We start from the raw sequence: 23,198 nt of genomic DNA on the forward strand, positions 1-23,198 counted from the left end.
TATCGGAGGCGTATCGATGATCTTACGAATCGTCTTGGAAGGGCTCGTGTTGGGCGTGCTGCTGGTTTTTGTCTGCGCCGTCGGCATCCGCAAAAGCCCGGTGGATATGGTGTATCTTTACCCTTCCGAAGTGCAGGAACGGTGCGTGAAGCTGGGACTGACCACGCCCGAGAGAATCAAGCGAGGCCGCGCGATTTTCAAAGCAACCTGTGTTCCCGGCTACATCATTTACCTGCTGGTCTGCGTTTATGCGATAAATGGAGCTCGTGGGTTTCTGGCAGGATTTTGGCAGATAGCGGCAATCCTATTCATCATGAGTCTCATCGACCGTTTCTTTATTGATGAATACTGGGTGGGGCGTACCGATGCGTGGGTCATCCCCGGTACGGAGGACTTGAAGCCCTACATCAGAGCCCGCGACAAGTGCAAAAAATGGCTGCTCAGCACGGTGGGAGTGGCGCTTATGGCGGCCGTCCTATCCGGCATCGCCACACTCTTCACCCGCTGAAGCGGAAGCCGCACAGAACACCTAAAAACCGCCTTATGCTAAGGACGTACAATCCGCTCCGTGGGTCCATCACCCCACAGAACCAAGAAACCTAAACAAACTTGGGAACTGAAACTGTTAACCTCAGGCGCTAAGTGTCATTTCGTGCAAATCTGCACTGAATCTAAGTGTCATTTCGTGTTCACTACGGGTTATTTCGGGCAACGCAGCGCGGAAATGCCGCAGACCCGCCAATGTGTAGACCATGATCGCCAGCGATTCAACATAGCGATGTTTCTTTAGCTCCGGACATCCCTCAGGTTAGTAGCGGTTTTTTCTAATTCCTCGGGAGACGGCTGCAGTCCTGAACAGCCCCAGAGAACAAAGTCCTGGCTAGCTCCATTGTCAGTTCGAGTTAGCAGATTTAGACATAAAGAGTGCGTATTAGGCACACGTTACGCACATAACTATAGACTTTTAACCCGTAAGTTCTACGATTGTACTGGAGGAGGGCTAATCATGACCAAAGTTAGTACGAACATAAATTTGGATGCAGATCTCAAACGGTCAGCGCAAGAGTTGCTGAAAGATTTGGGTATGGATCTCACCACTGCCGTGACAATTTTCCTTCGTCAAACCGTGCGTGACCAGGGGATACCTTTTAGAATCACGAGAGATATTCCCAATGCGGAAACTTTGGCCGCTTTACAGGAATATGAGGCAATGAAAGCACACCCGGAACAATACCCGAGCTACGCAAACTTCCAGGAAGCCATGGAGGACGTTCTCGCATGAGCCTACGAGTTGTCCTGTCCAACCGCTTCAAAAAAGATTTGAAGCTGGCAAAAAGGCGCGGCCTGGATTTGGAACTTCTCAACTCAGTCGTTACGCAGCTTGCGAGCAGAAATACGCTTGACGCAAAGTACCGGGATCACAATCTCGACGGTAACTACGCCGGTTTCAGAGAATGTCACATCAGGCTCGATTGGCTCCTGATCTATCGAATAGATGGAAATCGTCTCATTCTGTTCCTGACCCGCACCGGTTCTCACGCTGACCTTTTTGGATAAAACAACACCACGAATGACGCTCACCTGAAAAACTAAGCAAATATCGAGGTTGGCATTATACCCCAAGTTTGACCCTCAGGGCGCGGTCTTTTTCCAGTAAGGCGTGCTGGTAAACATGACCGCTCCTGCATCAGAGTGTCCAGACCGTGCCACAAGTTCCGGCTAAAACGGCACACCAGTGCCGTTTTTACGCCTCCACGCTGCCACTTGGCGGCACACGCGGCTTACCGCCGCTTCCGCCAAGCGTCAACGACGGGGGGTTCAATTTCCTCACTCTTACATTTAGCTGTTTTTAGCGCGCAAGCGCGCTTAGAGGTGCTCCGGCGGCGAAGGCAAATCGTTGCCTTCGCTTCATCGCCTCCGCACTGTTGCGCGATGGCTCACGCGGCTTACCGCCGCTGCCATCGCGCTACGGGGGTTCAATTCCCCATACTAAAACGTTCAAAACCTCAGCAAATGCTGAGGTTTTGAACGTTGTGGAGGTGGGGGGAATTGAACCCCCGTCCGATCGGGAATACTTGCTTCTTCTCCGGGTGCAGTCTGTATTAGATTCTCGGCCCCACGCCGCCCACAGACCGGGCCACGTCGGGCTAAAGTTACCTAAAATCTCGAATCAACCTAAGTAACCCAGGCGATTCCAGTGGCTCTAAAAACGACGCCAGGATCCGCAGCTAGAGCAACTGCGGGCTGACGGAATCAGTTCCCTTGGGTTAAGCAGCCAAGGTGAAGGATTCAGTACTGTTACGTTCAGCACTTATTGTTTCGTATCCATCGTTTACGAGATGAGGACACCTCCTCGACCCGCTTCTCTCAAGACACTACCGACCGTCGAAACCGATCACCCCCGCTATTCAGTTATCCCTGCCAATGGCAAGTATTCCATTGTAACCTCAGCCCGGAATTCTGTCCATAGCTCGACGTACCCGACGCATATTAGCCGGGAAGATTCTGAGCAAATGCACGAACGACCGATTTCACTTCCCAGACTTCACTAATTACCACCAGAAAAATGTCCCTATCTGCACAGACACAGTTTGCAATCAGGAGCAATCCCGCCTGCACCTTCTAAAAACGGTCAGTCGTGCAACCAACTCCACCAAATGCCCCCCGCCCAGCTGCCGCCAGCGCGAAATGCCCCCATCGCACCGGACATCAGATAGGCTTTTAATATGAGTTCTCTCACCCGCCTGCACGCTGACCTCGTCGTTATCGGAGGCGGAGCTACCGGTGCCGGGGTGGCTCGCGATGCGGCAATGCGCGGCTACGATGTCATTCTGTTGGAACGCGCCGACATTGGGCAAGGGACTTCCGCCCGCTACCACGGACTACTGCACTCGGGTGGGCGCTACGTCATCTCGGACCCCGAATCTGCGACTCAGTGCGCCGATGAAAATGCTATTTTGCGCCGTATCAATGCTGATGCGCTGGAAGACGTCGGTGGTCTGTTCGTGCTGACCCCCGACGACCCCGAGGAATATGCGGACCGTTTCCTCCCAGCTGCCCTCAAAGCCGGTGTTACCTGCGAAGAAATCCCACTCAGTACCGCTTTCAAGGCCGAACCGCGACTGAATCCACAGATTAAACGCGCCTTCCGGGTCAATGATGGCGCAGTTGACGGATGGAAACTCATCTGGGGAGCCTTGGAATCTGCCCAGGAATACGGCGCGACAATCCTGCCCTACCACCGGGTCGAATCGATTACCGTCAAGGACGGTGCAATCCGCGCTGTGTCAGCTCGGGATGAAAAGACCGGCACAGACGTTCACGTTGATTGTCGCTTTGTCATCAACGCGGCCGGACCGTGGGCGGGTCAGATTGCTGAAATGGCAGGTGCCAGCGATATAGAAATTATATCCGGTCGTGGTATTATGATTGGTTTTAATCAACGTCTGGTTCACCACGTCATCAACCGCTGTGCCCTCTCCGGCGACGGCGACATCCTGGTACCGGCCCATCCCATCTGCATCATCGGCACCACCGACCAACCTGCCGTCAAACCGGATTTCCTGGCCATCAAGCCGGAAGAAGTCCAACAAATGCTCGACAAGGGCGAGCAGCTGGTTCCCGGTTTGCGCCAAGCTCGTCCCTTGCACGTCTGGGCTGGAGCTCGCCCGTTGATGCGAGATACGCGCGTCAGCGCCACAGACACCCGACACATGACTCGTGGCATGGCCATTCTCGACCACCTGGAACGCGACAACATTCGCGGTTTCCTGACCATTGTGGGCGGCAAACTCACGACTTATCGTCTGATGGCGGAAAAGGTCGTGAACATTATGTGTCACCAGCTGGGCGACAATAGGGTTTGTACCACCGCACAAGAGGCCGTCCCCTCCGCCCAGGCTCGCCGTTTCAGTCATTTGTCCGACCGGTTGCAGGCCCGCGAAACAGACCGCCATGACGACCTCATTATTTGTGAATGCGAATTGGTAAACCAGCGGATGATTTTGAAGACTCTGGCTGAAAATCCTTTGGCTAATATCGACGATTTACGCCGCCATCTGCGCATCGGCATGGGACCTTGCCAAGGCAGTTTTTGCGGGGCACGCACCGCGGGCATTATCCACGATTTTCGCTTGAAAAATCTTCCGACGCCGCCCGCTTCTGCGGTGGGAGCCCCCCCAGATTCCCCCACTTCCAATACCGTTACTCCTACCGCCACCGACTGCCCCGCGGCACTGCGTGCTGACGTCAGCACCACCATGCTGAACCTGTTCCTGTCCAATCGCCTAGGAGGAATCACTCCGATTCTCTACGGAGCATTGGCGCGCGAAATGGCTCTGCAGAGGTGGATTATGGGAACCTTAGACTTGGAACATCTGCCCGGCCCCAGCCCGGTTTCTAGTCGCGCTACTGGCGACCTGGCTTTAAATCATGACACAGGTCATGCCGAACCAGCAGGAGGTGCCCGATGAAAATCGCAGTAATCGGTGCGGGGTTGGCTGGTTTAAGCGCTGCCCTCATGGCTCACGAAAAAGGATACCAAGTTACGGTATACACCAAAGGCCTCGGCGGCCTGGTACTTTCCGCCGGCACCGGCGATTTGTTGGGCTACCTCCCCAACCGTCCTGACCCGGTAGTTGGCGACCCTTACCAAGCTGTCGACGACCTGCCAGATAACCACCCGTACCGCTTCATTGGGACCGAACGCTTACGCGCCGGAATGGAATGGTATCGGCGCGCCTTGCCCGATTTTTGGGTACCCAATGCCACGAACACGAACACATTCCTGGCTTCCGCCTTGGGATCCGTCCGCCCCACCCATCTGGTGCCCCAAACCTGTGCCGCGGGAGCCCTGCGTGACCAGATGAAATTGCTGGTAGTGGGCCTCAAACAATTTAAAGATTTTCCCGCGACCCTCATCGCCGACAACCTCAATCGCTCTGAGCGGTTCTCGCTTTCGGCGCGGGCAGTGACCCTGGATTTGAGCGGACGCGGAAACGAAGCCGACGTCACCGCCACGGACTACGCCAGGAACTTTGACGTCGCTGACCTGGATCCGCAGCGAGCCGCTAAACTGCGCCAAAAATTCGCCACTCTGCTGAACGACACCGTGCAAACCGGGGAAACCATCCTCATTCCAGCGCTGCTGGGATTGAGCCCGCAAACTTTTAGTGAATTTCAAGCCCTGGTTCACGCCCCGATCGCTGAAGTTCCCACTGTTCCCCCCTCTATCTTGGGTCGACGCGCCTACGACATCCTGGTCAACAGCTGCCGCGAAGCCCGCGTGGACATCCACACCAACTGCGCGGTTTTGTCCGCCGCCAGCCTGGACGGCACCGTAGCCGCGCTGCGGGTCGCACGCGCCGGGGGCGTGGACGAAGTGAAAGTTGACGCGGTATTAGACGCGGCGGGCGGAATGACCTCGGGTAACTTCGAGCGTGACTCACACTTAAATATCCAAGAAAAGGTCTTTAATCTTCCCGTGTTCACTCCCGTACCCAACGCCACCGGTTACCTCAATTCCATTCATCAGATAGACCTGGAAAATCGCCAGGAACTCGAACGGGTGCTGATGTCAGGAGTGGCGGTCGATAACACGATGCGTCCCGTTGACGCGTCCGGACACCGGCTTTACGACAATGTGTTTTGCCTGGGCGAAATGCTGGGAGCCTGCGCGCCGTGGCGAGAGCTTTCCGGGGAAGGCCTCGCCTTAGGCAGCGCCTGGGCGGCCGTGCAATCGTTGGCGTCCCTTGAGAGGAGCCGGTCATGACGGAAATCACCGCACTCGATTATGCCAAAGCGAACCTGGCGCGCACTTCCCTGGATCAGTGCCTGAAATGCACCATCTGCGAGACCCAATGCCCGGTCATGCGGGTCACCCCAAACTTTTCCGGGCCCAAATTCGTAGGTCCCCAAGCGGAGCGTTTCCGCAAAGGTCAGTCAGTCGATAAGTCCCTAGACTACTGTTCGGGCTGCTCCATCTGTACTACCGTATGCCCCCACGGAGTAAAGATTGCCGAACTGAACGCCCAAGCTCGGGCCGTCATGAAGGCCGACAACACGCCCTTGCGCGACCGCCTGATTACCCAAACTGAGCTGGAAGGTAAACTGCTGACCCCGCTGGCCCCCATCGCAAACGCGGCGATACGGAACCGGCCGATTCGCAAACTTGTGCAGGCCGTTATCGGAGTCCACGCCGACGCCCCCACCCCTGTGGCTCAATCCACCAGCTTCTTGACCTGGTGGAAGAGGCACGAAAAGGAGGTCTATGGCGGCCCCTACGTCCCGCGCCGTCCCCAGTCGACCATGTACCTGCCTTCTGAAACGAAGTGGCACCGCGGCCCGATTGTGTTCTTCCACGGCTGCGCGGGAGCGTACTTTGAGGTGTCCACGTCCATCGCGACGGTCGAGGTACTGGAGCATCTGGGGTATCGCGTCATCGTCCCGAAACAGGGCTGCTGCGGGCTGGCGTCACAATCAAACGGGCTGTTCAACGATGCTTCGCGCCATGTCTTGCAGCTGGCACGCCAACTGCAGCGCGCCGGAAAGAACCTGCCAATCATTTCCTCTTCCGGGTCTTGCGCGGGAATGCTGCGCCACGAGGCTCGCGAGATCATGGGGTTGGAAGATGCTGTTCTGCGAGACGTGGGCGCTCGCCTGTTCGAGACTTCCGAATTCATCGCGCGTCTGATGGACGAGGGCGAATTCCCGGAAAGCGACCTGCGCTCGCTGGACTTAACCCTGACCTATCACCAGCCCTGTCAGGTGAAATCCCAGGGTATCGGCAAACCGGCGATTCGAATGCTGGAAACCATCCCCGGCGTGCACGTGGTGGAATCGGGCCAACCCTGCTGTGGTATCGCCGGGACCTACGGACTAAAGAAAGAAAAATTCGCCGTGGCCCAAGCCATCGGCAAGCCTCTGTTTGCAAAAATTAAAGCCGTGAACCCCCACTTGGCGGCTTGCGACACCGAAACGTGCCGCTGGCAAATTCGGAAAGGAACCGGCGCCGAAGTCGTTCACCCCATAGAGATTCTCGCTCGCGCACTGGAGCTGCCGGGTCAGGGCGCGGGTGATTCTCCCGGCGCAGTCCGCTAAAAAGGCTCAGTCTGGCGACAGGAAACGATGTGAAAGGAAGACAACGATGTCTCAGAAAAAATATGTGATGGCGATTGACCAGGGTACGACTTCGTCTCGGGCCATTATTTTTGACCACTACGGGCGCATAGTTTCGGTCGGTCAGTTGGAGCATGAACAGATTTTTCCCTCTCCCGGATGGGTCGAACACGACGCGACCGAAATCTGGTACAACGTGCGGGAAGTCGTGGGCCGCGCCCTGGCGAACGCCACAAAACAGACCGGGATGGGGCTCAACCACCACGACATCGCCGCCCTGGGCATCACCAATCAGCGCGAAACCACAATCGTGTGGGATAAAAACACTGGTCAGCCCATCTATAACGCAATAGTGTGGCAGGATACTCGTTCCCAAGACCTGGTGGACCGGTTGGCGGCTAACGGCGGGCCGGACCGGTGGCGTCCGCTAGTGGGCGAAACCCTGTCCACCTATGCCTCCATCACCAAGATTATGTGGATTTTGGAAAACGTGCCGGGAGCGCGCGAACGTGCCGAACGGGGCGAGTTGCTGTTCGGTAACCCGGACACTTGGGTCATCTGGAACATGACCGGAGGCATCAACGGCGGTCTGCATGTCACTGACGTGACGAATGCATCGCGCACCATGCTGATGGATATTCACACTTTGCAGTGGCGCGAGGACATCTGTCAGGAGGCGGGGATTCCCCTCAATATGTTGCCCGAGATTCGTTCCTCGTCAGAAGTTTACGGTCAGTGCCGCCAAGACGGTTTGCTGGCTGGGGTGCCGCTGGCTGGGGATTTGGGTGACCAGCAGGCCGCGACCTTTGGCCAGGCCTGTTTTGAGCCAGGCATGGCAAAGAACACTTACGGCACGGGATGTTTCATGCTGATGAATACCGGTACCACCCCGATGCCTTCAGAAAACGGCATGATTACCACGGTTTGTTACAAGATTGGCAACGAGCCTACCGTTTATGCGTTGGAAGGATCCATCGCGGTAACCGGCTCGCTGATTCAATGGCTACGGGACAATCTGAACATCATCGAGGCCTCCGAGGACGTGGAGGACTTGGCTTCCTCGGTGAAAGATAACGGCGGGGTATATTTCGTGCCGGCGTTTTCCGGACTGTTCGCACCCTACTGGAAAGGGGACGCGCGCGGAACAATTGTCGGCATGACCCGCTACAACACGAAAGGACACTTGGCTCGCGCCGCTTTAGAAGCCACCGCTTTCCAGACCCGGGAAGTCTTGGACGCAATGGAGTCCGATTCTCACGTGAAGCTCGGTGAGTTACGCGTTGACGGCGGCATGACAGCAAATAACCTGCTGATGCAGTTCCAGTCCGATATTTTGGGTGTGCCGGTCGTGCTGCCGATGGTGGCCGAAACGACCGCTCTGGGCGCAGCCTACGCCGCCGGAATCGCGGTCGGTTTTTGGAGCGGCACCGCGGACGTCACTAACAACTGGCAGGAAAACCACCGATGGAACCCCACCATGGAACCTGACGAACGGGACCGCACCCTGCGCTTGTGGAAGAAAGCCGTGACCCGGACTTTTGACTGGGTCGACGACGACGTCCGGTGAACCTCAACCGCTGACGAAAAGCCGGCTTACCAGTAATAACGCTGGATAATGGCGTCCGCGAAGTGTTCCACCGCCTCCCGGGCGGAATCCAGGTACAGGTTGCCTTCTACCAATGATATTTCCATGACGTAGTACGAGCCTTTGCCGTCAGCCACCATGTCAATCCGGTCGTAAAGTACCTGGGTATCGTGTTCCGAGGTTAACTTAATGTAGTCGTGGATGTAGCGGCGAACCTGCTCGCCCCAGCCCCATTCTTCCTGACTGGAATAACGGGCGGTGACGATCTGTTCCGGTTCCGGGCCCTCGCAGGCAGCGTGCAGCATAGCGCCCTTTTGCACGGTATGGGAAATGACCCCGTTGTAGTACACAATCGAGACCTCGCCTTGTGTCTCAACTTCCTCCAAGTAGCGCTGAATCATCACGCCCGAACCGGCAGACAGCAGGTCCATAGCGTGTTCTATAGCTTCGCGCCGCGAATTGGCGGAGGTCGAAGTGTAGCGTCCCACGCCACGCCCCCCGCTGGAGATGGTCGGCTTCACCACGAAGTCGCCGAAGGCAGGGAAACGGGAGTGAACCTGATGTTTAGTGAGGTTTCGTTCGGGTTCCAGCCAAGTCGTCGGAATGATGGGCATCCCCAACTTTTGTAGCTCGCGCAGGTAGTGCTTATCGGTGTTCCATTCCAGGATTTCGGGGGTGTTCAGCAACTTTGGCACGGAACGAGCCCACTTGAGGAACTCCTCGCGGCGATGCGCATAGTTCGGAGTCGAACGCAACACTGCGAACCGACCTTCTGACCAATCCACGCTGGGATCATCCCAGCTGCGCATGACCGGTTCGATTCCATGGTCGCGCAAAGCATCACATAAGTCCTGGTCACCTGCCAATCCTTGCGGAGTTTCGGAGCTCATCACCAAAATGACTTTATTATCTGACATCGTTGTCCTTTCGATTCACATTCATTCTATCTGTAGTTTCGGCTGACGGGTCCGCTCCGGGCGGGACGATAGCTGCGTCCGCCTCACCGTAACCCTTGCGGGTGAGCCAAAGCCAGCTCAATGAGTTCGGTAACCAGGTCGGTGTAGGACAGTCCCACGTTCTCCCACATTCCCGGATACAGGGAATAGGGCGTCATTCCGGGCATGGTGTTGACCTCGTTGAGGATGATTTCCCCGGTATCGGGCACATAGAAAAAGTCCACTCGGCTCAGGCCCTCCCCGCCCAACAGCTGGAAAGCCTGGCGGGCGTAGCTCTGAATCTGCGTCGCGACACCGGCGGGAATCTGGGCTGGAATCTGCAATCGCACAGCCTCGTTAGCAAAATACTTGGATTGGAAATCGTACATTCCGGGGGTGGAAACCATCACGACTTCCCCCGGCGGGGTGGTTCGGGGGGCTCCCCCGGCGCGGCCCTCCAAAACTGCACACTCGATTTCACGAGCGCCCTGCACCGCGGCCTCCACGATAACTTTCGGGTCGTGGCGGCGAGCGGCGACGACCGCAGCCTCAAAGTCCTGCCACGAATCCACCCTGGTGACCCCGAGGGATGACCCGGCACGCGCCGGCTTCACAAAGACCGGCAAACCCCACGCCAGAACCGGAGCCGGGACTTCGTCCGCGCGGTGGCGCCAATCGAAGTCCGTGATGACGTGGTAGCGTCCCACGGGAATCCCCCCGTGTTCCAACAGGACTTTCGCACACCCCTTGTCCATACCGTTAGAGGAAGCACCCACCCCGCAACCGGTATAGGGCACGCCAACCATCTCACACAGACCCTGTATCGTCCCATCCTCTCCGTAAGGTCCGTGCAGCAGCGGCATCACCACGTCCACACGGCCCAGGTCCTTGATCGGAGCGCTGGGGGTGCGGGAATCCCAAAAGAATAAATGCTGGTTTTGCGGCACCAACGCGACGAAAGTCCCGTTATCCTCAATCTCGGCACCCTGGCCGTCCTGGAGACGCAGCGAATCGGACTCGTCAGGCATCAACACCCACGCTCCGGCCTTGGTGATTCCGATTGGTATCGGTTCAAAACGCGTGCGGTCGATATGGTCGAGCACACCCGCTGCCGTGGCGCAAGAAATCGAGTGTTCCCCGCTGCGCCCGCCGAAAATAACCGCTACCCGGGTCTTTTGTTCTCCTTCACTCATGGGTAAAACTTTAGTCCTTTCGGGGGTTTTTCTTGAATTCCTTTAGGCTGGCTCGGTTACCGTAGGCGTAGGAGCCGGTTTGGGGGCAAAGTTTTCCAGCCACCCGTCCAGTTTCGATTCCTGTTCGGGACACAGGGACATCGCTGCGGATTGCTCCACCCCAATCCAGAATTGCACTTGGGTGGCCGGCATCGGCAGTTTGTCCGACCCCGAGCCATTGTCGCTTTCGGCAATGAATGCCAGCACCCGAGTGGGATCCCAGCCGGATTCCAGCTTTCCGCACGCCCGCCATCCCATTTTGGTGACTTCTTTGCGTAGTTCAGCAGGGAAACCGGGGTTCAGGAAAGTAATCTGTTTCCAATAGGTTTCCTCACGAGCGGCCGCGTCGGCGGGACGCTGCTCTGGATTATTACCGTTGATATTGCCAAATTCCCACGCCAGGAACAATCCGGCGGCAAAGAAAATGAAAGCGCCAATCATGGTTTTTTTGGTTCTCTTGTCCCAGATGCCGGTGTCTTCGGCATCATCGTCGAAGTCTCGCAACGCTCGCCCCCTTTCTGTTCTGGGTATTCACCAGGTCTAACGCGACTTTTTCCCGCCTTTGGGACGGTTTTTCTTACGTCCATAGCGGTCGCCATCGACTTTCATGTCCCACACCTTCGCGGGGGGTTCTTCACCAGGTCGCAGGCCCCGCAAAAGTTCGGTCAGGTCAGCCATAATCCTCCGGGTCGCCTCCGTCACGGCCTCGTGATCGTCCTGTTTCCCATAGAGGTCGCTCAAGTCGACGGGGGGACCGGCCACCAGCGACACTCGACCACGGGGCGGCCAGTGCAGTTTTCCGTAGGGTGGCAAGGTTTTGTGGGCTCCCCACTGGGCGACAGGCACCACCGGAACCTGGGTTTCCAACGCCAATCGTGCCGCGCCGGTGTGGGCTTTCATCGGCCACAGGTCGGGGTCACGAGTGAGGGTCCCTTCCGGAAACATTCCCACGCACTCCCCAACTTTCAGGGCGGATTTGGCGACAATCAGGGAATCGGCGGCATGGGAGGTTTCTCGAAACACCGGAATCATTCGCGAGCGCCGCGCACAAAAGCCCACCACCGGCCAGTGCATCATTTCTTCTTTCATGAGCATTCGCGGGGAATAGTGGTTAGTTACCAGGAAGTGAGCAAACGTGACCGAGTCCAGTTCCGTAACATGGTTGGACACGGCGATGAATCCGCCGCTCTCAGGCAGGTGTTCCGCTCCAGCATAATGTCGCTTCACCAGCGCAATTAGCACCGCGCGCACCGGTAGCGAAGCCCAAAAATACACCCCTCCCATCGCGGGACGGCCCGCCCGGTTCAGCCGAAAAGGACGGGAAAACTGCGCGACCAGCCTGGTGCGGTCAGGACCGGAAAATTTCGTCATGAGTGCAGCTCCACCTGCGCATCCAAAGCCTTTAGCTTGTTCATAAAGTTTTCATAGCCGCGGTTGATGATGTCTACTCCGGAAACATTCGATACGCCCTGCGCCGCCAAAGCCGCAATGAGGTGCGAAAAACCGCCGCGCAAATCCGGAACCTCGATATCCGTGCCGTGCAGCGGGGTCGGCCCGGAAACGACTGCGGAATGATAAAAGTTCCGTGCCCCGAAACGACACCGCAGTCCGCCCAAGCACTCGCGATAAACCTGAATATGTGCCCCCATCCGGCGCAGGGCCTCAGTGAAACCGAAACGATTTTCGTACACGGTCTCGTGCACAATCGATAAACCTTGAGCCTGCGTCAACGCCACCACCAGGGGCTGCTGCCAGTCGGTCATAAAACCGGGGTGAACATTGGTTTCCAGCACAATCGATTTCAAATCGCCCTGAGTGCCGCGCCGGAACCGAATCGAGTCCTCGGTGATGTCGAAATCCCCGCCGACCTTGCGGAACGTGTTGAGGAACGTCATCATGTCAGCCTGACGAGCGCCCTTGACCGTGATATCCCCCCCGGTGACCAGCGCCGCCGAAGCCCACGATGCCGCCTCAATCCGATCGGGCAGGGCGGTATGGGTAAATCCGCGCAGTTCATCGACACCTTCAATCCGAATCACCCGGTCGGTGTCCACGGAGATAATCGCGCCCATCTTTTGCAGGATAGCGACCAAATCCATGATTTCGGGTTCCACTGCCGCCCCGCGCAACTCGGTGATGCCCCGCGCCCGTACCGCGGTCAGCAGGGTTTGTTCCGTGGCCCCCACGCTCGGATACGGCAGTTCAACTTTGGTGCCTTCCAGCCCGTTTGGTGCGGAAATATGGATGCCATTGGGGAGTTTCTCGACTTCCGCGCCGAAAGCCCGCAAAGTATTCAGGTGAAAATCAATGGGCCGCCCGCCGATATTGCAGCCGCCCAGATTCGGAATGATCGCCTGTCCCAACCGGTGTAGCAGCGGCCCGCACAGCAGGATGGGGATCCGCGACGAGCCGGCGTGTCGGTCGACGTCTTGCACCGAAGCCGCCGCGACCTTGACGGGGTTCATCGTCAGCACGCCCTCGGTTTTGTCGAAATCGACCTCGACCCCGTGCAGGTTCAACAGTTTCGTGACTACTTCAACATCGCGTATGTCCGGCACGGATGCCAGCTGGGATGTTTCCGGGGAAAGCAACGACGCCACCATGGCTTTGGGGACAAGGTTCTTGGCTCCCCGCACGGTTATCTCGCCCTGCAGCGGTCGCCCGCCATTCACCTGCAAAACCGACATCGGCTTCCTTCCGTCAACTCAATAGGTTCCTCCCATTTTACCCCGCGGCGCTCGCCCACCGCGTAGGGTAGAGACTCCTGGCTCTAGTTCACGGGACGAGCGGATTGAACCGGCTGGGGCGGCAAGTGTTTGGCCGGCAGCGTCTTCGGTTTGAAAGATGGGCGGCGAGCTTCGTAGGCGGCGATGGCCTCCTCATCGCGCAGGGTCAACGAAATATCGTCCAACCCTTCCATTAAACGCCAGCGCGTGTAATCATCGATGGCAAAACTGCAGGTGAAATCCTCTACGCTGGCGGTACGCGCCTCCAAATCCACGCAAACTTTCGCCCCCGGGTGAGCCTGCAGAATCTCCCAGAGTCGGTCACAGTCGGCCTGGCTGATGACCCCGGTCACCAAGCCCTGTTTCCCGGCGTTACCCCGGAAAATATCAGCGAATTTCGGGGAGAGAATGACTTTGAAACCGTAGTCGCGCAACGCCCACACCGCGTGTTCACGACTCGATCCGGTGCCAAAGTCCTTGCCCGCCACCAAAACGGTACCCGACCGGTAAGCCTCTTGATTTAGTACGAACTTCGGGTCCGTGCGCCAGGCGGCAAACAGCGCGTCATCGAATCCGGTCTTTGTCACGCGTTTCAAATAAACCGCGGGGATAATCTGGTCGGTATCCACGTTCGTTACCTGCAGCGGAACTCCCACGCCGGTGTGTTTTGTAAACTTTTCCATTTGTTTTCCTTTTCTTAAGCTGAATCTATAGGTCATTGGGACTGCTGAGAGTGCCGCGAATCGCGGTAGCGGCGGCGACCAGCGGACTGACCAGGTGGGTACGCCCGCCCTTGCCTTGGCGGCCCTCAAAGTTGCGGTTGGATGTCGAGGCGGAACGCTCGCCGGGCGCGAGTTTGTCCGGGTTCATCGCCAGACACATGGAACACCCGGCGTTGCGCCACTCGGCGCCGAAATCGCGGAAAATCTGATCGAGGCCTTCCCGTTCCGCTGCCAAACGCACCCGCGCAGACCCCGGCACCACCAAAACTCGCACGTCCGGGCTCTTGTGACGGCCCTTCACAACCTCCGCGGCGGCACGCAAATCCTCCAAACGTCCGTTCGTGCACGAGCCGATAAACACCGTGTCCACTTTTATGTCACGCATTTTTGTGCCCGGCTGCAAATCCATGTATGCCAGGGCTTTCTGCGCAGTCAGGCGTGCGGTTTCATCGCTGAGCGTGGTGGGATCGGGAACTTCTCCGCTCAACGCCACCCCCATGCCCGGGTTGGTACCCCAGGTCACAAACGGTTCGAGGGCATCGGCATCGATATCGACCTCAGCATCGTAGACAGCGTCAGCGTCGGTTGGCAGGGTTCGCCAGTACGCCACGGCGGCGTCCCAATCCGCGCCCGTGGGAGCGTGCGGACGGCCTTGTAAGTACGCAAAAGTCGTGTCGTCCGGCGCAATCATTCCGGCACGGGCCCCGGCCTCGATGGACATATTGCAAATCGTCATCCGCGCTTCCATCGACAAGTCCTCAATGGCTGAGCCGCGGTATTCCAGGACGTAACCTTGCCCGCCGTTGGTGCCGATTTTCGCAATAATCGCCAAAATCAGGTCTTTCGAGGTCATGCCCGGTTTCAAATGCCCAGAAACGTTGATTGCCATCGTTTTAAAAGGAGCCAGCGGCAGGGTTTGGGTCGCCAACACGTGTTCGACTTCCGAAGTGCCAATTCCGAAGGCCAGCGCCCCAAAAGCCCCGTGGGTAGACGTGTGCGAGTCGCCGCAGACGACGGTCATCCCCGGTTGGGTCAGTCCTAGTTGCGGCCCGACCACGTGGACAATGCCCTGGTCGGCGTCGCCCAGGGAGTGGAGTCGGAGTCCGAAGTCCGCGGCATTCTTTCGCAGAGTTTCAATCTGTAGCGCAGAGGTCGGGTCAGCGATGGGACGGTCAATGTCTTGTGTGGGGGTGTTGTGGTCCTCTGTAGCCAGCGTCAGTTCGGGGCGGCGCACCTTCCGCCCGGCTTGACGCAGCCCGTCAAAGGCTTGCGGACTGGTCACTTCGTGGCACAGCTGCAGGTCGATATAGAGCAAATCCGGCGCTCCGTTTTCCCCTTTTTTCACCACGTGGTCGCGCCATACTTTTTGTGCAAGCGTCTCACCCATTTTTGCCTCTTTTCATTGCGCAGTCTGGAACGTTCGCCCGTTGGGGACGGTGCGGAGTTCCGCGGGTTTTCCTGTTGTTATCAATGTTTACCCGTTATTACCAGCCAACTTGCATTTCACATTGTGAGATGGCAATATCAAGGTATGGACAAGTCTAACGCAAATTCCGGTGTAGGGGTACTCGACAAAGCTGTACTGATTCTCTCGACCTTGGAGGCCGGTCCCGCGACCCTGGCTCAACTGGTGGACACCACACATTTGGCCCGACCCACCATTTACCGCCTAGCGGTGGCTTTGGAACATCATCGTTTCCTGACCCGGGACTCCCAAGGTCGCTTCACGTTGGGGCCCCGCCTAGCGGAACTGGCCGGAGCAGCCGGGGACGACAGACTTTTGAGTGTCGCCGCACCGGTGCTGGCTGCCCTGCGCGACCATACTCACGAGTCTTGCCAACTGTATCGCCGTCAAGGCGACCAGCGGATTTGTGTGGCTGCCGCCGAACGACCCATCGGTTTGCGCGATTCGATTCCGGTGGGGGCGACCCTGACTATGCAAGCCGGATCTGCCGCCCAAATCCTGCTCGCATGGGAGGAACCAGAACGCCTGCACCGGGGGCTGCGCGGGGCGGCCTTCAACGCCACTATGCTTTCAGAAGTCCGTCGGCGCGGTTGGGCACAATCAGTTGGGGAACGCGAACCCGGCGTCGCCTCCGTGTCCGCCCCGGTCCGCGGCGCGACCGGCCGTGTGGTCGCTGCCGTATCTGTCTCGGGACCCATCGAACGCTTGGGACGCCAGCCCGGTCGCACCCACGGCACCGCCGTTGTTGCCGCCGCCAACCGCTTGAGCGAATTCCTGCGCCGCGACGAGGAATAACCCGGCCGGTCTCGGGTCCGTAAATAACTCTGAAATTTTCACCTCCAGGGTCATCTCTAAACTATGTTTTAGATAGTGTTCCACCGAGAGGATGAAAAATGGGAGACAAGCATTTCACATGGATTGACTTTTACACTAAGTTCGCGGATCAGCTGCTGACCTACCGCGACGACAGAGGGTCACTAATCCGTAAATTACAGGCCGTGTTCGCCAATCTGGGGATGGACTTACCTACCTTGGACTCGGTTCCAGTTCCCTCGGACATAGATCCGTTTACCGTATTTGGGTTGTTCAACAAAAAGGTAAGCGACCAAAGTCGACAAGCCATCATCGCGTCTCTCGCGCAGGAATTTTCCATTGCCGCCCAGCCGGTAGAGGACTTCGATGGAATTTCCACTCTGATGCCGCCCATGGCCACCTACTATGGATTTGAAAATGACTCGCGACGCCAGCCTTCGGACATCGATAACCTCTGGCTCATGTACTGTGCCGCGCTGAATTACGCGAGGGATAAGTCAGTCTCGAATCGCGATTCTTTCATTGAAAATTTTGACCGGGTTCGCAAACAGTTTGCTGTGAAGTGGAATTTGACGATGGCCCTGTACTGGATACGGCCACACGACTATATGTGCCTAGACTCCAGGAATCGCTGGTATCTCACCGAGGCATCCACATTTGAGAGTTCTCTTAAATCCAGGATAAAGGAGCAGCATAACGCCCTGCCCACCGGCAGCCAATACCTGGAAATATGCGACAGTATTGCAGATTCCTTGAAAACCGCCTCATCCCGGCAGCGCACGTTCTATGAACTTTCGCATGAGGCATTTTTGAGCTCCGAAGCTGAGAATCAACGACGGAAAGAGAAAGCGAACGAAACCCCGATTCAAACGGCAGTAGTCACAGCCGATGATGACTCAGATGATGCCCCCAATGATTTTCAACCGTATTCCACTGATGATTTCCTCTCGGAAGTCTACCTTGGGGCTCAGGAGTACGAAGATTTGCGTGGCATTCTCGGCTGGAAAAAGAACATCATTCTGCAAGGGCCTCCCGGAGTGGGCAAGACATTCGCCGCCAAGAGACTGGCTTATTCGATGATGGGGACCCGAGACTCGAGCCGCGTTGAGCTGGTACAGTTCCACCAAAGCTATTCCTACGAGGATTTCGTGATGGGATACAAGCCTGATGGTTCTGGTTTTGCCCTGAAAGACGGGGTTTTCAAACGTTTTTGCGACCTAGCTCGGACCGATAGCAACAACGAGTATTACTTCATCATTGATGAAATTAACCGCGGCAATCTCTCTCAGATATTCGGTGAACTGTTGGTGTTGCTTGAGGCTGACAAGCGGGGAAAACCGGCGACCTTGGCCTACACGGACGAACCATTTAGCGTACCGGGGAATCTTTACGTTATCGGGATGATGAACACCGCGGACCGCAGTCTCGCTCTGATCGACTATGCGCTGCGGCGACGCTTCAGTTTCTTTGAGATGAAGCCAGCTTTCGCTTCAGAGGGCTTTCAGCAGTATCAAAGCTCCTTAGAGAACGAGAACTTCAATACTGTGGTCAGAACCATTGCTGAACTGAACCACGACATTGCCGGCGACCCGGCCTTGGGCAAAGGATTCTGTATCGGTCACAGCTACCTGTGTGGCACCAGCAAAGACAAGATAAAAGACGAATGGCTGCGCGCCGTATTAAGATATGACATCATCCCCCTACTAGAGGAGTACTGGTTTGATGAGCCGGAAAAGTTGGAATCATGGAAATCCCGTTTGGAAGGTCTCATCCCGTGAGCACCAAGGAACCCATCCTGGTAAAAAATATTTTTTACATGCTGTCCTACGCGTATCGTGAGCTGAACCGTGGAGAGTACGCCCACCTTGACAGAGAAACGTTCGACAACATTCATTCCTTGTTTGCCGCCATTTTGTCTGCGGGAATCGGACGGCAAATCAAGCAGGGACTGCCGCGGGAATACCTGGATACCCACGATAATCTCACCACTGTTCGCGGTCGCGTTGACATCCCTGCCACACTTCGCAATCGCATAAGTCAGAAACAACGAATCTCATGCAGTTTCGCCAAGCTGTCCACGGATAACCTCGCCAATCAAGTCTTGGCAGCAACAGCGCAGCTGCTGTTGAGACATGCGGATGTGAAGGAAAAACAGCGCCAGGAACTGAAACGCGCCCTGCTGTTCTTCTCAAACGTCACTCCCATCGATTTACGGAATATTCGGTGGAATACCCTCATTCTGACCTCCCGCAACCGGTCCTACCGGCTGCTTCTGTCTATCTGTCGGTTCGTTGTGGAAGGTATGCTGCCGCGTGAACAGCACGGTGAATACCGGCTCGCAAAGTTCCTTGATGACCAGGAAATGAGCCGTCTATACGAAAAATTCCTGTTGGAATACTTCCGACGCGAACACCCGTCCCTACAGGTGAACGCCAGCCAAGTCCCTTGGGCGCTCGAGCCAGGCGCGGACGACACATCGCTGCCCCAGATGCGCTCGGATGTCACCTTGACGGATACTCACGGACACACCCTGATTATTGACGCCAAATATTACAGCCAGATTTTGACCAGGTATTTCAACAAAAATACCTTCCGCTCCGCGAATTTATACCAGATTTTCACTTACGTTAAGAACTACACGGCCACGGCGTCTACGATGACGTCCGAATCTGTGGTTTCGGGAATGCTGCTGTACGCCAAGACTGACGAGCAAGTTCCTGCAGAAAGCACCTGGAACATGAGCGGTAACACCATTAGCGTCGCCACTTTGGATCTGAATCAAGACTTTGCCGAAATCCGAGCGCGCCTAGACGGCATCGTGGAACGTTTCTTTCCCGAACAGGCAGCTCCGAAGCCAAGCGGAGGCATATAACCAAAAAGCTGCGCGAGAACCGCGCAGCTTGGCAAACATACATGAAGTTTGAAAACCTCTTTCAAGAGGTGGTACCCCCAACCGGATTTGAACCGGTGTTACCGCCGTGAGAGGGCGATGTCCTAGGCCGCTAGACGATAGGGGCGCTGGGGTACCAGGATTCGAACCTAGACTGAGTGAACCAGAATCACTAGTGCTGCCGTTACACCATACCCCATAACACTCGGCGCAAAAATCCCTGACGAGATTTTCGCACCGAGTGTCAAGGTTACCCTAATAGCTAGGCATTTGGCAAGTTCTCAGAGTTGCCTTTCTTTTCGTAAACCAGCATCGAGATATTGTCGAACATCTCTTTCGAGGCCTCGACCAATTCATCCGAGGCATGCTGGAGGGTTTCCACACCCTTGCCAGCTTCCTGGGCAATCTCTTGATATTGAGAAATGGTTTCCGCAATCGAAGCCGAACCGGTCGCCGCTTCAGCCACAGAACGGCTCATCTCGTTGGTCGTAGCGGTCTGTTCCTCCACGGCCGCCGCAATGGTGGTCTGGTAGTTGTTAATCTGGTTGATGATGTCAGAAATCTTTTCGATTGCTGCCACCGCGCCATCCGTATCAGCTTGGATAGCCGTAATCTTGGCAGTGATGTCATCGGTTGCTTTACCGGTTTCCTGAGCCAGGTCCTTGACCTCACCAGCCACCACCGCGAAGCCTTTACCGGCATCCCCGGCACGAGCCGCCTCAATGGTGGCGTTCAGGGCCAGCAGGTTGGTTTGCTCGGCAATAGCGGTAATGGTGTTGACCACATCGCCAATTTCGCGCGAGGAAACCCCCAGCTTAGAAACAGTTTCACTGGTTCGCTGCGCCACTTCGGTAGCCTCCCCAGCCACCCTGGCAGCTTCGTTAGCGTTGGAAGAAATCTCGCGAATCGAGGCGCCCATTTCTTCCGCACCAGCAGCCACGGTCTGAATCGACTGCGTCACATCGCCGGCCGCGCCAGCCACAACCTGAGTCTGGGCGATAACTTCCTCGGTCTCCTTGTAACCCTCATCGATGCCGTCCCCGACCTCCTTGGCCACGGAATTAACCTTTCGTGCCGTTGTAGCAGCCGAACCAACAACTTGACGCAGGGTTGCCAAACTCTCGTTGAGCTTCATCGCCACGTCGCCCAGCTCATCGTTCATTAGCATCTCGGCTTCATCTGTCATGTCACCCTTAGACAGCGACTCGATGGAATCGCCCGTGTTCGCCACGGTCTTGCGCAGCACACGACGCACAAAGAAACCAATGAGCAGAGCGAGAAGCAGCACCACCAGGTAAACGACGCACATGACAATCATGACAATCGTTGACACCGCTTCAGACTGCTCGGTTGCCTCGTCCATCTTGGATTCCAACGCGTTGGCAATCTGCGGGACCAGGTCGCTGAGCTGATTAGCCAAGTCCAGCACATCAATAGCCGCGGCTTCTTCGCCCTTGCCCTGGTTGACCAGTTCGGTAATCTGGTTGACTTCAGCTTCAAACTTCTTCATCACATCTGTAGCCTGAGCCACCAGCGGCGCGATAGTCTGATCGTCAATCTTTGACATTTCCTCCAAGCGCTGATCCGTCAGCTCCATGAAGTGCTTAACATTCTCGGTGGCCACCTTCATCGAGGCTTCACGAGCTTCAGAACTGATGGTCTGGGAGGTGCCAACCCGTTTCAATTCACGTTCCGAAGCAATCAAACGCGTCATGTCATAGTGCATCGCCTGAGCCGCCTCGACCTGACTCTGTTCAGCTACATAGCTCTCCGTGGAGTTGCCATAGATGCGTACACCCACCACGAATAGCAGCAGCATCACCAGCAGACCGACAACACCGGCAACCCCGATGGCGCCTATCTGAACTACCAGGGGCAGCCGCCGCATCTTCTTGCCTTTGGCGTTAACCCGCGCTTTACCAGCATTCTTCGCCGCCGCATCACTCATTGTCTTTTCTCCAGTATTCGCGCTCACTGTACTTTGTAAATCCGTAGTCACGATCGTCCTCCCTAGTACTTGAACTCATTGAGGCGGGTAACCAGGTCGTTTGACTCTGTAGCCAGTACACCCATCTTTTGATCCACATCAGCAAATCTCTCAGCCAAGTTTGTGGTGTTACGAGCAATATCAGCCACATTTTCCGCGATGGTGGTAGAACCATCAGCAGCCTCCGAAACCGACCGGCTCATTTCGTTGGTCGTGGCGGTCTGTTCCTCAACCGCGGCCGCAATAGTGGTCTGGTAATCGTTGATGGAGGCGATGATGTTGGATATTTCTTCGATGGCAGCAACTGCGGCCTCCGTATCGGTCTGGATCTGTTCGACCTTGACGGCGACTTCCTCAGTAGCGCGTCCCGTCTCCGCCGCCAAGTCCTTGACCTCGCTAGCAACCACGGCAAAGCCTCGTCCGGCATCTCCCGCTCGTGCGGCTTCAATAGTCGCGTTCAGGGCCAGCAGGTTCGTCTGTTCCGCTACCGCCGTAATCGTCTCAATGACTTCACCGACCTCGCGGGAAGACTCGCCAAGTTTAGCCACGGTTTCGTTAGTTTGCTGGGCGACTTCCGAGGCTTCCTTGGCCACTCCAGCGGCCGCGTTAGCGTTGGAAGAAATCTCTTTAATCGAGACGCTCATTTCCTCCGCACCAGCAGCGACGGTTTGAATAGAGCGAGAAACTTGCTCGGCCGCCGCCGCCCCGCTGTTGATGTAGTCGGTAGCTTTCTGGGTGGCGCCTACTGCTTCGCGAGAGCCTTCCCCAATTCCTGCGGTAATCTTGCCGACGTTCTCTGCCGCGCCGATGGTTACGGCGATGCTTTGACGTAAGCCACCCATAGCATCGTTGAAGTGGTCGCCCATATCGCCGACCTCATCTCTGCTGTGACGCTGCACCTCGGCGGTAAAGTCGCCTTCCGTGAGTTTGTCCATCCCCGCGGAAAGGGCGCGGACCGACTTGATCATGGGCGCTACCAACAGACGAACAATCAGGAAAACCAACACTGCCCCGATAACGAGAATAACGATTGAAATAATGATGGTCGTGCCTTCGGTTGTCGCGCGGGCATGTGCGGCATCTTCGCGTTCAACTACGTAAGTGTCCAGCAGGGCGCGGGACTTGTCCGCAAAAACGAAACCGTTTTCTTCCTCGAACTGACCAAAGACGTTTGAAGCCTCCAAAGCCCGGGCGTTGTTCCCCGCTGCGTTCTGGGTGAACTCACCCCAAGCGGCGGAATAGCTGTCATGAGCGGCGCGCATATCCGCAACCAAGGCTTTTTGTTCACTGCTCAGAGGGGCTTTTTCCAAGTTACTGAGGCCATCACTAACTTTCCCCAGCAGCTCATTAACCTCGTTGACTGCATCGCCCGAGCTGTTCAGGTTTCCAATCTTTCCAGATTGCAGCTGGGTGAGCAGCATAATGTCCTGGGAACGGAGGTTAGACCAGTCAATCCTGGCATCTTCCACCATTTCTACTTCATCGAAACTGGCAACCTCTGTTTGGAATATTCCTCGGTACGCCTGTAACGAAATGATCATGTAGATTAGCATCAGACCCAACAGTACTGCCGCGAGCAGCGCTATGATGTGGGTCTTCATAGCGACAGAAAGCTTCTTCGTTTTCACTTGTAACTCCTGATTATTCACATCTGTGTCAATCGGATAGTGTCGGACTATCGGAGTTAATTATATTAAAATATCAAGGAAAATTAGGGCGTTTTAGAG

At 56.4% G+C, this 23,198-nt stretch carries 19 protein-coding genes, 2 tRNA genes and 1 other RNA gene; 10 read left to right on the plus strand and 12 right to left on the minus strand.

Annotated features, from left to right (window positions below; genetic code table 11):
* Positions 1 to 16: 16 nt before the first annotated feature.
* The 3 genes from AC5LBQ_RS00190 to AC5LBQ_RS00200 all read left to right on the plus strand — a co-directional run bounded on the left by AC5LBQ_RS00190 (position 17) and on the right by AC5LBQ_RS00200 (position 1,557).
* Positions 17 to 508, plus strand: coding sequence for a hypothetical protein (locus AC5LBQ_RS00190; RefSeq protein WP_493264260.1), 492 nt, complete (start codon positions 17 to 19; stop codon positions 506 to 508).
* Between the two features lie 498 nt (positions 509 to 1,006).
* Positions 1,007 to 1,282, plus strand: a complete 276-nt coding sequence (locus AC5LBQ_RS00195; protein ID WP_296181648.1) for a type II toxin-antitoxin system RelB/DinJ family antitoxin — start codon at positions 1,007 to 1,009, stop codon at positions 1,280 to 1,282.
* Entirely contained in the window at positions 1,279 to 1,557 is a 279-nt protein-coding gene (locus tag AC5LBQ_RS00200) for a type II toxin-antitoxin system YafQ family toxin (protein WP_296181647.1), read from the plus strand. The genes AC5LBQ_RS00195 and AC5LBQ_RS00200 overlap by 4 nt, the downstream gene beginning before the upstream one ends.
* 474 nt (positions 1,558 to 2,031) lie before the next feature.
* Here the strand turns inward: AC5LBQ_RS00200 and ssrA are convergent.
* Positions 2,032 to 2,403, minus strand: a transfer-messenger RNA (tmRNA) gene (gene ssrA, locus AC5LBQ_RS00205).
* 323 nt (positions 2,404 to 2,726) lie between these two features.
* On the opposite strand from ssrA, the gene glpA reads away from it, so the two are divergent.
* Genes glpA through glpK form a run of 4 tightly spaced genes read left to right on the plus strand, consistent with a single transcriptional unit; the run spans position 2,727 to position 8,683 of the window.
* Positions 2,727 to 4,472 carry an anaerobic glycerol-3-phosphate dehydrogenase subunit GlpA gene (gene glpA / locus AC5LBQ_RS00210; protein WP_493264261.1) on the plus strand — a complete coding sequence of 582 codons (1,746 nt, stop codon included), beginning with the start codon at positions 2,727 to 2,729 and terminating at the stop codon, positions 4,470 to 4,472.
* The gene (glpB, locus tag AC5LBQ_RS00215) at positions 4,469 to 5,770 is read left to right on the plus strand and encodes a glycerol-3-phosphate dehydrogenase subunit GlpB (RefSeq protein ID WP_493264262.1); all 1,302 of its coding nucleotides are present in this window, start codon (positions 4,469 to 4,471) and stop codon (positions 5,768 to 5,770) included. The genes glpA and glpB overlap by 4 nt, the downstream gene beginning before the upstream one ends.
* Positions 5,767 to 7,098: an anaerobic glycerol-3-phosphate dehydrogenase subunit C gene (locus AC5LBQ_RS00220; protein WP_493264263.1), complete on the plus strand. Its 1,332-nt coding sequence runs from the start codon at positions 5,767 to 5,769 to the stop codon at positions 7,096 to 7,098. The genes glpB and AC5LBQ_RS00220 overlap by 4 nt, the downstream gene beginning before the upstream one ends.
* Before the next feature lie 46 nt (positions 7,099 to 7,144).
* A complete protein-coding gene (gene glpK, locus AC5LBQ_RS00225) occupies positions 7,145 to 8,683 on the plus strand; it encodes a glycerol kinase GlpK (protein WP_493264264.1) in 1,539 nt (512 codons plus the stop codon).
* Positions 8,684 to 8,709: 26 nt separating this feature from the next.
* Here the strand turns inward: glpK and AC5LBQ_RS00230 are convergent, their stop codons facing one another.
* The 7 genes from AC5LBQ_RS00230 to leuC all read right to left on the minus strand — a co-directional run bounded on the left by AC5LBQ_RS00230 (position 8,710) and on the right by leuC (position 15,703).
* Positions 8,710 to 9,618 (minus strand): ATP-grasp domain-containing protein, encoded by a 909-nt coding sequence (locus AC5LBQ_RS00230; RefSeq protein WP_295028452.1) that lies wholly within the window; start codon positions 9,616 to 9,618, stop codon positions 8,710 to 8,712.
* 83 nt (positions 9,619 to 9,701) lie between these two features.
* On the minus strand, positions 9,702 to 10,829 hold the full coding sequence (locus AC5LBQ_RS00235) for a D-alanine--D-alanine ligase family protein (RefSeq protein WP_295028450.1): 1,128 nt from the start codon (positions 10,827 to 10,829) through the stop codon (positions 9,702 to 9,704).
* Between the two features lie 42 nt (positions 10,830 to 10,871).
* A complete protein-coding gene (locus tag AC5LBQ_RS00240) occupies positions 10,872 to 11,372 on the minus strand; it encodes a DUF732 domain-containing protein (protein WP_295028448.1) in 501 nt (166 codons plus the stop codon).
* Positions 11,373 to 11,408: 36 nt separating this feature from the next.
* Positions 11,409 to 12,239 carry a lysophospholipid acyltransferase family protein gene (locus AC5LBQ_RS00245; protein WP_493264265.1) on the minus strand — a complete coding sequence of 277 codons (831 nt, stop codon included), beginning with the start codon at positions 12,237 to 12,239 and terminating at the stop codon, positions 11,409 to 11,411.
* Positions 12,236 to 13,555 carry a UDP-N-acetylglucosamine 1-carboxyvinyltransferase gene (gene murA / locus AC5LBQ_RS00250; protein WP_295028444.1) on the minus strand — a complete coding sequence of 440 codons (1,320 nt, stop codon included), beginning with the start codon at positions 13,553 to 13,555 and terminating at the stop codon, positions 12,236 to 12,238. The genes AC5LBQ_RS00245 and murA overlap by 4 nt, the downstream gene beginning before the upstream one ends.
* A gap of 83 nt (positions 13,556 to 13,638) precedes the next feature.
* Entirely contained in the window at positions 13,639 to 14,277 is a 639-nt protein-coding gene (leuD, locus tag AC5LBQ_RS00255) for a 3-isopropylmalate dehydratase small subunit (RefSeq protein ID WP_491680761.1), read from the minus strand.
* Between the two features lie 25 nt (positions 14,278 to 14,302).
* Positions 14,303 to 15,703: a 3-isopropylmalate dehydratase large subunit gene (gene leuC, locus AC5LBQ_RS00260; RefSeq protein ID WP_493264266.1), complete on the minus strand. Its 1,401-nt coding sequence runs from the start codon at positions 15,701 to 15,703 to the stop codon at positions 14,303 to 14,305.
* A 144-nt stretch (positions 15,704 to 15,847) separates the two neighbouring features.
* Between leuC and AC5LBQ_RS00265 the strand changes: the two genes are divergently transcribed.
* The 3 genes from AC5LBQ_RS00265 to mcrC all read left to right on the plus strand — a co-directional run bounded on the left by AC5LBQ_RS00265 (position 15,848) and on the right by mcrC (position 19,466).
* Complete coding sequence (locus AC5LBQ_RS00265; protein ID WP_493264267.1) at positions 15,848 to 16,576, plus strand: IclR family transcriptional regulator; 729 nt, start codon at positions 15,848 to 15,850, stop codon at positions 16,574 to 16,576.
* A 98-nt stretch (positions 16,577 to 16,674) separates the two neighbouring features.
* On the plus strand, positions 16,675 to 18,372 hold the full coding sequence (locus AC5LBQ_RS00270; RefSeq protein WP_493264268.1) for an AAA family ATPase: 1,698 nt from the start codon (positions 16,675 to 16,677) through the stop codon (positions 18,370 to 18,372).
* Positions 18,369 to 19,466 (plus strand): 5-methylcytosine-specific restriction endonuclease system specificity protein McrC, encoded by a 1,098-nt coding sequence (gene mcrC / locus AC5LBQ_RS00275; RefSeq protein WP_493264269.1) that lies wholly within the window; start codon positions 18,369 to 18,371, stop codon positions 19,464 to 19,466. Before AC5LBQ_RS00270 ends, mcrC begins: the two co-directional genes overlap by 4 nt.
* Positions 19,467 to 19,535: 69 nt before the next feature.
* Here the strand turns inward: mcrC and AC5LBQ_RS00280 are convergent.
* From AC5LBQ_RS00280 to AC5LBQ_RS00295, 4 genes are all read right to left on the minus strand, one after another.
* Positions 19,536 to 19,611 (minus strand) — tRNA-Glu (locus AC5LBQ_RS00280).
* Position 19,612: 1 nt separating this feature from the next.
* Positions 19,613 to 19,683 (minus strand) — tRNA-Gln (locus AC5LBQ_RS00285).
* A 63-nt stretch (positions 19,684 to 19,746) separates the two neighbouring features.
* Complete coding sequence (locus AC5LBQ_RS00290; protein WP_493264270.1) at positions 19,747 to 21,432, minus strand: methyl-accepting chemotaxis protein; 1,686 nt, start codon at positions 21,430 to 21,432, stop codon at positions 19,747 to 19,749.
* 62 nt (positions 21,433 to 21,494) lie between these two features.
* Positions 21,495 to 23,120, minus strand: a complete 1,626-nt coding sequence (locus tag AC5LBQ_RS00295) for a methyl-accepting chemotaxis protein (protein WP_493264271.1) — start codon at positions 23,118 to 23,120, stop codon at positions 21,495 to 21,497.
* Positions 23,121 to 23,198 lie beyond the last annotated feature (78 nt).

It is taken from the genome of Mobiluncus sp., from assembly GCF_985070215.1.